Here is an 11,470-nt window from a genome sequence, read left to right as displayed (position 1 = left end):
GAGATCTACCCACCCCACTGGGCGGGTGACCCGACCAGTAGCCCTACGGGCACCCCTCCGTTCGCGTAGCGTCTGCCTTCGCAGAGGAGGGGATTTTGCAGGGGGGATTAATTGTCGATCGAGAGAGGGAACTCTTTTAGTCCACTTGAGTGGACTTTTCTCGTTAGCCCGCGATTTATCTGCGGGCGGGTGCGAACGAAGCAAGAGGGTTGTGGATTTTATTCCCTGACAATTAATCCACCCTGCTCCGAGGCTACCGTGTATACACAAGTCGAAAAATCTAGTTAACTCTCTTTTTTACTCGTTCATGGATTTGTAGGTGGCGACGGAGGATGGGGATTGTCCGGTGAGGTAGCGGAAGATCCAGTATTTGAAGAGGGTATCGATGAGGACGGGGAAGGTGGCGATGAATAGTGAGTTGAACTCGCGGTTTTCGGCAATACCCAAATGTTTGGCGGTACCTTCGAGGATAATTTCCCAGCCGTGAGGTGAGTGAAAGCCGACGAAGGTGTCGGTTAGTAGAATAATGATAAAGGCTTTAGCAGTGTCGCTGAGTCCAGAGATCAGATCGTCGATGAAGGATTTGAGAATTCTAATCTGTTGCTGGCTATTGGTAATCAACCAGGCAAAAGTGAAAATCGATAAAATATCGGCAAACCAGTTTTTGACGGCTTCGGCACTTTGACGGTAAAAATTAACCTTAATTGCTTCGGCTTTGGTTCTGACTTGCGCCTCCATTTGCTCGCTGGTGAGTTTGGGATTTAGTCTGACTATCTGCTGAAATCTGAGTTGCTTTTCAAATAGATCCAGTTCTTCAAATGCTTCTTTTTGAAGATTGACATTAAGAAAGACCTCAGTCGGTCGGTAGCTACGATATAGATCGATCGCCGGGCCGACGACGACTATTTTAGAAATGTATTGAACGAGAAGGGGCACCAAAATCATCATCAGGATAAATCGTAAGGAGGTTCTGGTTTTACCCTGACTGAAGCGGTAATTAGCGATGACCTGAGTTTCGGCTTTGGGGTTGAGATCTTGCTGAATGCGGCGAAAGGTCGCGATTAGGGACGGATCGATGATGGCTTTTTTATTGATGTTGTCGTTGGCACGAGAGGCATCGAGATCGGGTCGATTGGACATAAGATTGGGCTGGCGACGATCGAGTGGATTGCTGCGGCGATTGGGTACGGTGCTGTTGACGATTGGGGATCGATCGCCGATCGGTGTAAATCCATCTACGTCGGGTGGGGCGATCGCATCGATCGCGCGTTGTCCTAAGTTCGATCGGCGGAGAGTATATTTGGGCTGGATATTACTATCGGCGTATCGAGCTAACAGTTCGTCGATAAAGCTGAGTTTTTCGAGGATACGCGCCTCATATTCGATATCGGGGGTATATGAATTAATATCGATCGATCCCGGTCCGTCAAATTGTTGGCTGTCTGGCGGTTGAGGATAATTATTGCCCGTTATCGTCCGGCTGGTTTGAAATTCTGCGAGTCGCATCCGGGCGATGCCTAAGTATTTATTGAGATCGTTTTTAAAATAGGTGGCGACTTGGTTGCGATCGTCTGCTGCGAAAGTTTCGATGTTCTCGCCGCCAAAATGTTCGTCTTCGATCGCTTTAATTTTTAAAGCTGCTTTGTATGCTTCATCCAGGGCGCGATCGGCAGTACGAGCAAACCACTGATTTGCTTTGCGCCAGTATTGACTGAATTTATTCTCCATCAGGGATTTCGCTGTGCGGTTAAGCCTCCAGATTTGTATGCGCGATCGCAGCCATTAACATCATTCTGCGGCTACTTTAAAATGGCAGTACGTTGGACTATCTATTTCGATCGGTAACAGCCAATGGGAGATCGTCACTAAGACGACGCGCAAGTTTAGGCACACACAATCCAGTGCGGGTAAATTGAAGCTGCGTTCATTTATTTTAGAATAAAAACGCCCAGAAAAATGAGGCGACCCAGCGATGGCTGCTAGGTTACCTCAACATTGTTTGATATTTCTGTCACACTATTTCCCGATCCCCTATTCCCGATCCCCTTACAATTTATTTTTCCACTCAACCATCGCACCTTGAGCGGTGCTGTAGTTGGGTGCGTCTTTAGGCACCATTCTGGCAGTATCGATCGCGAGTTGCCAAAGTTGTTTATCGGCGTAGCCTTGGGCGATTTGATAAATTTCTTCCGACCACAATTCGATCGATTGCTGGATTTCGGTGGTGGCTGCTGGTGTCGTTACGGGGATCTTCCGTGCGGCTAAGATTGCCTGATAGCGAGATGTTGCATCTCCTGGCTTGACAAATAGCCGTGCTTGCTGTAGCCCCGTTTGCTCGCTCTGAACATAGGCGATCGGTGCTGGGATGGTACTATTTACCTCGCCAGGGATGGGTTTGATAATAGATCGATCTGTTGTTTCGGCTGGCGGTTGGGTATTAAACATATAAATGCCCAACCCAGCAGCCAAAATTGTCCCCATCAGCGCGCTGACTTTCACCCAATCGGGCAAACCGCTGGGGCGGGGTTGAGGCTGAAGTTTTCTAATAATTGCGCCCGTCCCAATTTGTTCGGGTGCGACGGGGAGGATCGTTGGGGTTGGGGGTATATAAGGAGCGTAGGTATCTTCTACGCTCAATCGCGGTGTAGTGGGGGGTGAATAGACGACTTCGGGTACTGTTGCTGAGGAAATCGATGATTGAGTTGTTGCCGAAAAGACCGGACGATATTCTGATACGCCAGTCGGGATGAGCGAAATTGGTGTTTGGAGCGGCTTCCAGTGATGTTCGCTCAGCTCTGCCAAGCGAGTTGTCAGATAGGTATCGATCGTCTCTAAATTGAGATCGGGGTGATAGTTGAGAGTTTCGAGTAAGGCTGTGGTAAATAATCCATGCCCCAAGCCTGCATCTTCATGGGAAAATTCATGACTTTGACAGGATAGGAAAGTGGGTACCTGATAATCTTGAGCGAACTTGGCGGTTGCTTGACCGATCCCGCCACCGACGGAGAGGTGCTGAGATCGATTGGCATCGAGGAAGACTAAAGCATTCACCCCAATATCGCGAAACTGTTGGTACAATTGGCGGATTGAAATGCAAGTATTGGCAATGTCTTCGACTTTGCCATCGATCGGCACCAGATAATCTTCATTGCCAAAACTCACGCCGCAGCCGCTAAAAAAGAACCACAATAAATCGCCGTGATGGAGGGTTTCCCAAGACAATTGTTTCAACCAGCGGTTGATATTTTCACGGGTGGGATAAGTAGATTTATTGCCCGTTTCCGCAGAGGTATCGGTTAAGAGCAGACATTGTTGCTGATTCCAGCCTGCTGCATCTACAAAAAACTCTTCGATCGCCGTAGCATCAGCCGTTGCATAGCTCAGAGTAGGTAAAAATTGATACTGGTTAATCCCGATCGAAATACATGCCTGGTTTGCCATTTCAAGTTCGATAATTAGTAGACTAAGTTGGTGTGGACTAAGGGTAAATATTCGATCTTGTTTGACATCAAGGCAGTTACACTCAGAGCTTGAGTTGCTAGCTTCACGATCGGCTAGCGCGTCACGCGAGTTTTGATAATTCTAGGAATGTTTCACACTCACAGTAGTGCTATGTTAATATTACCGCAACAATCGGCATCTAGAAACTGGCGATCGGAATTTATCTAGGAAATCGGCTCGGCTAGTGCGGCAACATCTAATAAAAATATCGAGGGTCGATCGGGTAAATCGATCGACAGTGCGCTGACACAGTGAATCTTACTCTGTTGGCGATAGATATCTGGCAGGGGTTTAAATGCCGAAAGCTGAATCGATTGGATACTCGGCGGCGAATCGATCGGCAGTCCGATTAATCGTTCTGGTTCGGGCTGGAGAATTAATAAATATCTCACCTCAGTAGCGGGAAGTTCGACAGCCGCCGTACCTTTGTCTGGAGTGGGTAATAATGCTGACTCGCTCTTACCAAAAATCCGTTGTCCGACATCGATAACTACCAGTTCTCGACCTTGATAAGTTGTCAGACTCACTCCCGTCTGGTTGGGATCTCCGTATAATCTCTGACCGAGCCGTTCGCCTGGAGCATCGAGCGTGGTAACTTTACGGACGAGATCGAGTGAGAGTGCAAAAGTTTCCGCACGCAGTCTGAATGTAATTAAGCGTTGGGTGGCTTCGGTTTTCTGTGCCGCCAATCGCCGCGATCTCAATGGAGAATAAATTGCCATAAATGCCTACTCTGTCAACTTTCTTTATAGTTCCACTTTTGAGGGGGAAAGTTGACACTAGGGAATAGGGAATAGGGAATAGGGAATAGTGGTTAGACTACTCAGACACTTGTGTCTCCCCGTCTCCCCGTCCCCTAGTCCCCCAGTCTCCCCGCTCCTAATTAAGATCGATCTGCTCGATGCCTAACTGCTGCTTAGAGCGAGACAGAATCGTGCGTAATGCTTCGATTTGTTCGTAGGCGGCTTGGGGGGAGAGTTTTCCGCCTGTTTCTAGGGCGACAATTAGGCTAACTTGGTGCGAGAATTCTTGAAGATTGGCATTAAACACCAGATTTGCAGGTGTAAATTCACCCCAGTATCGATCGATCGGGCAAAGGACATCAAGTCGGCTCATCTACATCTCCTGGGTAAGTGCAAGTTATTACATCGGTTGGCAAAAGTTGTCGATTTGTGAGGGAAAAGGCTCCGTTGAAGAGACGATCGTCACAGCCATTCTGTTAGCTTTTGCTATTTTAGTTTTTACACCTATTTACCCAAGCCATCCGGAAACTTCTCAAAATTGAGTCAAATAGATTTTTTTGGTAACTATTTAGCAAATGTCGCTTTTGGGATCTCTGTGGGGAAACATAAGAATGACATGCACTGATGTCAATCTTCGCTGTGGCGATCGACTGTGGCAATACCTAACTTCAGGAGCCAGCCAACATGACGATCGCACATCGATATTGATATTTCCTTGCCTTTGCACAATTCGAGTCCACTAAGCTATGAGTTCGAGCCATGAATCAGGGTTCTAGCAGCGTTGCTGAAACAGAAAGAACACTAAACCCCATCAAGTTACTAGAACAGTTAGCTACTTCCCAGGCTAAAGGTTGTTTGCGGATTGTTGCCAATGAGATTACTTGGTTGCTGTACTTTCATGAAGGTAAATTATTTTATGCCAATCATTCCCTCGAACCAGTCGAGCGATTAGAACAACATCTGCGCCGACTCAGCCCGGTGGTTTTAGCCAATCAGGTATATACCGAGCTGCGGGAACAGTTAAAGGAAGCTAACTTAGAGGCGACTTATCCCAGTCTCGACTATCAGGCAATTCGCTGGTTGATCGCCCAAGGGCATATTACCGAGCAAACTGCGGGAACCCTGGTTAAAAGTGTCACCAAAGAAGTCTTGCAATCTTATTTGCTAATTACCAGTGGTACGAGCGAGCTAGTATCGCGGGATACGGCGTTTCCAATTTGGTGGAGTGGTAATTTCTTGTTTGTTACTAAAGAGTGTCAAACAGAGTTACAAGCTTGGCAGGCATTACAGCCAGCCATTCTCTCGCCTTATCAACGTCCTTATCTGATGAATGTCGAGCATCCATTATTAACGCCAGATGTCAAGACAAAGTTAAGCAAAATTTTGATTGGCTTTAGCTTCCGTCAATTATCTTTGCTGCTCAAGCAAGAAGAACTGACGGTTGCCAATAACTTGCATCGGTTGATTAATAACCGGATCGTGGGCTTGCGTCCGCCACAACCGCCATTCGATCGATTGCACAAGCTTTATGGCAGTGGAGTCGATAACGATCGCTTTAGCGAGAAAACCCAAACCATTACCGAAACCCTCAATGCGGTATCGGATAAAGCTGGTGGCTCGCAACCGAGTGAAGATCTTACCGATGTCACTACTTACAAAATTGCTTGCGTCGATGATAGCCCGACAATTTTACGGGAAATCAATCGCTTTTTAGATGGCGATAGTTTCAAGGTGTTTCCGATTGTCGATTCGGGAACTGCATTGATGAAAATTATCCGGATCAATCCTGACATTATCTTATTAGATGTCGGAATGCCGACGATCGATGGTTACAAGCTATGTTCGATGTTGCGAAAACACCCAGCATTTAAGAAAACGCCGATTGTGATGGTAACGGGAAATACGGGCATTATCGATCGGGCTAAAGCGAAAATGGCTGGCTCGACTGACTACATGACTAAACCTTTTACTCAAGCTGGATTAATTGAAATGGTATCGAGACATTTAATGGAAGATCGTTAACTAGCGAAAAGTGCGTTCTTGGGGTTTGCCCCTGTCTTGCCTCACCTCTTTTGACGGGGAAAATAACCAAAGGTGAAGCCCAATTGAAGCACCTTTTCAAGACAGTTGAAAGTTGGCAATTTATCTCTATTTAGATGCTGTCAACTAAAGATCGACTATCTTGCTGAAACTCCTGGGTCTAGACTGGGTAAAACATCTACCATTTTAAATTCACACTGACACGATCGGCAAATTTCATTAGCATGAAAATAGTTATAAATCTCGCATTATTACATTAATAGTTAAGTCGTATATTCAGGAGAAGTTACCCAAATGGTTAAGATTTTAGTTGTTGAGGATACCCCCTCAGAAATGCAATTAATGACTCTTTATCTTAAAGATAATGGTTATCAAGTTGTTTCGGCTGATAATGCCAAAGATGGCTTGAGTATGGTTACTAAAGAAAAGCCCGATATCGTGATTACCGATGTGGTGATGGAAGGGATGAATGGTTTTGAATTTTGTCGGACTTTGAAAAAAAATCCCGATACTGAAAATATCCCGGTGATTGCCTGTACGTCTCGCAGTCAAGATCTCGATAAGCTGTGGGGTAAGAAGCAAGGTGTGGATGTTTATGTCACCAAACCTTATTCGCAAGCCGATATTATCGATGCGGTTAAGTCTGTTTCTAATTAGGTTTTGCGCGTTTAGTTGTGGGAGTGCGTAGATCTGAATCCCCCTAAATCCCCCTTTCCAAGGGGGACTTTAAAAGCCCCCTTGGAAAGCAGGGCTGATTCATTCCTTCTCAGGCTTAGGTTGTCAAGATTAAAAGCAATTAATTTCAATCGAATAAATGGTAATTTCATACTAAGAAATAGCCACATTCATCTGAAAATCGATTGCTTTAGATATTGAAAAATTCATTCCCAAAGGGGATGAATCAGCCCTGCCTTGGAAAGGGGGTTGGGGGATTCAGATCTCAAACGAAGCCCAATCTCTCTAACATCAATTTATCCCACACTCCCCCATCTCCCATCTCCGAACTCTGCCCCGATCTACCCGTGAATATGAGTGTAAATACCCCATTACCAAATCGACGATCGAGCCGCACCAGTGGCGACATGTATCTGCGGCTCAAGCTCGACGAACAGACATATGCAGTAGTACCGATGCTGCAAACCCAAGAAGCAATCGTGTTACCTGCTGGGCGGATTTCGGTAATTCCTAATTTGCCATCGCCAGTAATGGGGTTATTCAATCGGCGGAGTAACTTATTGTGGCTGGTAGATCTGCCAGAAATTCTGGGCTTAGAACCGATCGATAGACATCTGCACAGCTATGATATCGCTTTGCTCAAGGTTTGGCAAACCCCCCTAGCGGTAGCAGTGCGATCGATTCAAGGTGTCACTCGGTTCGAGCGAGAGCGAATTGAATCGCCGATCGGTAGTTTCAATCCAGCGTTTACGCCCTATCTTCAAGGCTGGATTCTCCAAGAAAAAGAATTGGTGTTGGTATTAGCACCGGAGGCAATTATTAATACCAAAGTGTTAGAAGGATTGGCTGTTAGTTATTAACCGCACTAACCAAGATTTTACAGTTATTAACAGATCGCTAACCGATCGATTATATTAAATTACCACATTCAACCATGAATCAACCTACCGACTTAACTCAATTTAACAGTAACGAGGGTTCGCAATTAGCCATGAATTCTGCTAGGAAAACATCGAAGTGGAATAAATTAAGCATTAAAACTAAAGTAACGTTACTATCGATCGCGCTAGGATTGGTACCGATCGCGTTAATTGGGGGTTTTAGCTACACTCAAATCAATAACGCGCTCGTCGAGCAGACGGCTCAAGCTCAAAAAAGTCGTGCCAAAGCGATCGCTGATAAATTCAATCGCTTTATCTTCGAGCGGAATGGTGATGTAGAAGTTCTGGCATCGCAGCCAATTTTTGCCGATGCTAAAGTGTCAGCAATTACTTCTGTAGAATCTAAAAATCAACTCTTAAACCAATACGTTGCCAGTTATAACGTATACGATAGTATTGCTATTTTCGATCTCAAAGGTAATACGATCGCCCAAAGTAAGGGTGCTCCGGTTGCGAATCACCTCAATCGTCCATATTTTCAAGCAGTTCTCAAAACAGGTAAGACATTTATTTCCGATCCTGATTTCTCTAAAAGTAGTGGCAAATTGTCAGTTCATTTTGTCGCACCAATTAAAGATTTAGCAACTGGCCAGATCGTTGGGGTAATTCGCACCAGAACTCCTGTTGAAAACTTGATCGAACCATTGAAAAGCTTTCAAGGCAAAGATGAAGATTTCCATATTCTCGATCGGAACACTGGTAAAATTTTTATTAGCTCAAATGGTGAGTATAGCAACAAGGCAGAAGATCCGGATATGGCGACCGCTCGCAAAACAGGAGTGCTAGTCAAGCACCAAGCGAAAGTCGGCGAAAAATCTGGTAATGCTAACGACCACGGCGATCACGCCGAACTGATGACAACAGCCGACCTTGAAAAAATCGAAGGCATGGCGCAATTACCCTGGACGGCGATCTCAGTCATCGATGAAGATGTTGCCTACAGTACCTTGAGCGGATTGCTGCTGACAATTTTGGCAGGGGCGGGGTTGACGGCTTTATTTACCGTCGCATTATCGACCTTAATTGCCGATCGCACCACCAAACCGATCGAAGATGCTGCTAAAGCGGTCGAAAAAATCGGTCAAGGTGACTTTAACAGCCGGGTTGAGGTGGTAGGTGAAGATGAAATCGGTCAATTGGGTACCAACATCAACCTGATGGGGAGTCAAATTAAAGGACTACTCTACGAGCAATCGGAACAAACCAGACGGACGGAATTATACGCTGAAATTTCGCGTGCGCGGACAGGAGAAGATCTCGTCGCGCCCCTATCGCAGGTGCTAGTAGAGGCTAGGGAAATTCTCAAAGCCGATCGAATGGTGGTATATCGGTTTATGGCAGACAATCGCGGCTATATCGCGGGGGAATCTTTTAGCGATGGTGGCAGTAGTGCGATCGCCGAACAAGTGAACGATCCTTGTATTCCTGCTGGAATGCTGGCGGCTTACGCTCAAGGGCGAGTCATTGCTAACGATAGCGTTACCGATGGCAACTATCATCCCGATCACAAAGCCTTATTGAGCCGTCTCAATATCAAATCTAATCTGATCGTGCCGATCGTCCAAAATGGTAACTTATTGGGGCTACTAATTGCCCACCACTGCCGACAGGCTCATGCTTGGCAAGAGTGGGAGAGTATCTATCTGACTAAATTTGCCGAACAAATTGGGATCTCGCTCAGTGGTTTCGTCATCTCCGAGCGCGGACAACTCGAAGCCATCAAACAGCGCGATAAAGCAGTACGCGAGCAAATGTTTGCCAGTATCTCTCGCGCTCAAACCGCGCAAGAAATGGCGGCACCATTAGGCGTAATTCTCGAAGAAAGCCGTACCAAACTTAAAGCCGATCGAGTCGTAGTCTATCGCTTTTTCCCATCTAAAGGCGGTCATGTCGTTGGTGAATCGGTGATGCCTGGGTTTATGAAGGCTTTAGACGAGCGGATCGAAGATGCTTGTATCCCCCAAGCCTTGATGGATGACTATGCTCAGGGGCGGACGATCGCCACTAACGATACGATGGGTAGCGATTATCATCCCGAACACAAGCAATTATTTACCAGACTGCAAATTAAATCTAATCTCGTGGTGCCGATTCTTCAGGGTACTACCGTGTTAGGGCTGCTAGTGGCTCACCATTGCAAGGAGACTCATAACTGGGAAGAGTGGGAAACCGAGTACCTGATTGACTTTGCCAAACCGATCGCTTCTTGTTTGGGCGGTTTTGCGGCTAGCGAGCGGAGTCAATACGAAGCCGAAGCAGCCAGCCAACGTGCCGACACCTCTAAGAAAGAGAACGAAAGCCGTCAAAAAGAACTGCTCCGCCTGTTGATGGAAATTGAAGGCGCGTCTGAAGGTGACTTAACAGTCCGATCGGAAATCAGCGACGGGGAAATTGCGATCGTCGGTGACTTCTTCAACTCGATTATCGAAAGTCTGCGCGACATTGTAACGACTGTAAAAGAAGCTGCGGGACAAGTAAACGGTTCGATCGGCGAAAACGAATCGGAAGTAAGATTGCTAACCGATGCAGCAACCAAGCAAGCCGACCGAATTCAGCAGACTTTGACCAAAATCGAAAAAGTTACCATATCGATTCAATCGGTGGCTACAGACGCACGTTTAGCCGCCTCTGTAGCGACATCTGCCGCCTCCACCGCCGAAGTTGGCGGACAAGCAATGGATCGAACTGTTGCCAGTATCGTGCAACTGCGCGAAACCATCTCGGAAACTGCTAAGAAAGTAAAACGCCTGGGTGAATCTTCGCAACAGATTTCTAAAGTAACCGGATTGATCGACCAAATCGCCCTCCAAACCAACCTCCTGGCAATTAACGCTAGTATCGAGGCGGCGCGGGCGGGTGAAGAAGGACGCGGTTTCGCAGTTGTCGCCGAAGAAGTCGGAGAACTCGCCGCGCAATCTGCCGCAGCTACCAAAGAAATCGAAAAAATTGTCGAAACCATTCAGCGCGAAACCAGCGCGGTGGCTCAGGCAATGGAACTCAGTACCGCTCAAGTAGTCGAAGGTACCCAATCTGTCGAACAAACCAAAACCAGTTTGAAACAGATTATTGCCTTATCCAATCAAATGGATGCCTTCTTGCAATCGATTTCCACCGCGACAATCGATCAGGTAGAAACTTCCCAAGCTGTAAAAGTAGATATGGCAGCAGTCGCCCTGATTTCCGAACAGACTTCCGACTCTTCCAAACAAGTATCTACCTCGCTCCAACAAACGGTAACGATCGCTCAAGCACTCCAAGCTTCAGTCGGTAAGTTTAAAGTTAATGCCGATCGTAATTAGGGGATTGGGTATAGGGGATTGGGAATAGGGAGTTGGGAATAGGAAGTAGGGGATAGGGAGTAGGGGATAGGGAGTAGGGGATAGGGGATAAAAGGACGCTTGCGTCCAAAAACCTTTACTCTTTACTCTTTACCCTTTACCCTTTACCCTTTACCCTTTACCCTTTACCCTTTACCCTCTAACCCTATCCCTCTAACCCTATCCCCAATCCCCTATACCCAATCCCCTAGATGATTAAATAAGATCGATAACAAAAAAACAAACACCAAAT

The 11,470-nt window shown here is 46.5% G+C and carries 9 protein-coding genes; 5 read left to right on the top strand and 4 right to left on the bottom strand.

Annotated elements, in window-relative coordinates:
• Positions 1-297: 297 nt before the first annotated feature.
• The 4 genes from RMO79_RS22590 to RMO79_RS22575 form a co-directional block, all read right to left on the bottom strand.
• Positions 298-1,728 (bottom strand): proton extrusion protein PcxA, encoded by a 1,431-nt coding sequence (locus RMO79_RS22590; RefSeq protein WP_310485516.1) that lies wholly within the window; start codon positions 1,726-1,728, stop codon positions 298-300.
• A 318-nt stretch (positions 1,729-2,046) separates the two neighbouring features.
• Positions 2,047-3,441, bottom strand: a complete 1,395-nt coding sequence (locus RMO79_RS22585) for a caspase family protein (RefSeq protein WP_310485515.1) — start codon at positions 3,439-3,441, stop codon at positions 2,047-2,049.
• 224 nt (positions 3,442-3,665) lie between these two features.
• Positions 3,666-4,223, bottom strand: a complete 558-nt coding sequence (locus tag RMO79_RS22580) for a chemotaxis protein CheW (protein WP_310485514.1) — start codon at positions 4,221-4,223, stop codon at positions 3,666-3,668.
• Positions 4,224-4,380: 157 nt separating this feature from the next.
• A complete protein-coding gene (locus RMO79_RS22575) occupies positions 4,381-4,617 on the bottom strand; it encodes a hypothetical protein (RefSeq protein WP_310485513.1) in 237 nt (78 codons plus the stop codon).
• Positions 4,618-4,855: 238 nt separating this feature from the next.
• Between RMO79_RS22575 and RMO79_RS22570 the strand changes: the two genes are divergently transcribed.
• The 5 genes from RMO79_RS22570 (at position 4,856) to RMO79_RS22550 (ending at position 11,199) form a co-directional block, all read left to right on the top strand.
• Entirely contained in the window at positions 4,856-4,987 is a 132-nt protein-coding gene (locus RMO79_RS22570) for a hypothetical protein (RefSeq protein WP_310485512.1), read from the top strand.
• A gap of 16 nt (positions 4,988-5,003) precedes the next feature.
• Complete coding sequence (locus RMO79_RS22565) at positions 5,004-6,266, top strand: response regulator (RefSeq protein ID WP_310485511.1); 1,263 nt, start codon at positions 5,004-5,006, stop codon at positions 6,264-6,266.
• A gap of 312 nt (positions 6,267-6,578) precedes the next feature.
• Positions 6,579-6,941 carry a response regulator gene (locus RMO79_RS22560; protein ID WP_310485510.1) on the top strand — a complete coding sequence of 121 codons (363 nt, stop codon included), beginning with the start codon at positions 6,579-6,581 and terminating at the stop codon, positions 6,939-6,941.
• A gap of 371 nt (positions 6,942-7,312) precedes the next feature.
• On the top strand, positions 7,313-7,819 hold the full coding sequence (locus tag RMO79_RS22555; protein ID WP_310485509.1) for a chemotaxis protein CheW: 507 nt from the start codon (positions 7,313-7,315) through the stop codon (positions 7,817-7,819).
• 74 nt (positions 7,820-7,893) lie between these two features.
• On the top strand, positions 7,894-11,199 hold the full coding sequence (locus tag RMO79_RS22550; protein ID WP_310485508.1) for a methyl-accepting chemotaxis protein: 3,306 nt from the start codon (positions 7,894-7,896) through the stop codon (positions 11,197-11,199).
• Positions 11,200-11,470: the final 271 nt, after the last annotated feature.

The organism is Chamaesiphon sp. VAR_48_metabat_403, assembly GCF_031422475.1.
Classification (GTDB): Bacteria; Cyanobacteriota; Cyanobacteriia; order Cyanobacteriales; family Chamaesiphonaceae; genus Chamaesiphon.
Note: the sequence above shows the minus strand (reverse complement) of the source record. Positions and strands in the feature narration are given on the sequence as shown.

Coding starts and splice junctions, on each gene's coding strand:
- RMO79_RS22590 (WP_310485516.1), bottom strand. CDS start 1,728: ATGGAGAATAAATTCAGTCAATACTGGCGCAAAGCAAATCAGTGGTTT.
- RMO79_RS22585 (WP_310485515.1), bottom strand. CDS start 3,441: ATGGCAAACCAGGCATGTATTTCGATCGGGATTAACCAGTATCAATTT.
- RMO79_RS22580 (WP_310485514.1), bottom strand. CDS start 4,223: ATGGCAATTTATTCTCCATTGAGATCGCGGCGATTGGCGGCACAGAAA.
- RMO79_RS22575 (WP_310485513.1), bottom strand. CDS start 4,617: ATGAGCCGACTTGATGTCCTTTGCCCGATCGATCGATACTGGGGTGAA.
- RMO79_RS22570 (WP_310485512.1), top strand. CDS start 4,856: ATGACATGCACTGATGTCAATCTTCGCTGTGGCGATCGACTGTGGCAA.
- RMO79_RS22565 (WP_310485511.1), top strand. CDS start 5,004: ATGAATCAGGGTTCTAGCAGCGTTGCTGAAACAGAAAGAACACTAAAC.
- RMO79_RS22560 (WP_310485510.1), top strand. CDS start 6,579: ATGGTTAAGATTTTAGTTGTTGAGGATACCCCCTCAGAAATGCAATTA.
- RMO79_RS22555 (WP_310485509.1), top strand. CDS start 7,313: ATGAGTGTAAATACCCCATTACCAAATCGACGATCGAGCCGCACCAGT.
- RMO79_RS22550 (WP_310485508.1), top strand. CDS start 7,894: ATGAATCAACCTACCGACTTAACTCAATTTAACAGTAACGAGGGTTCG.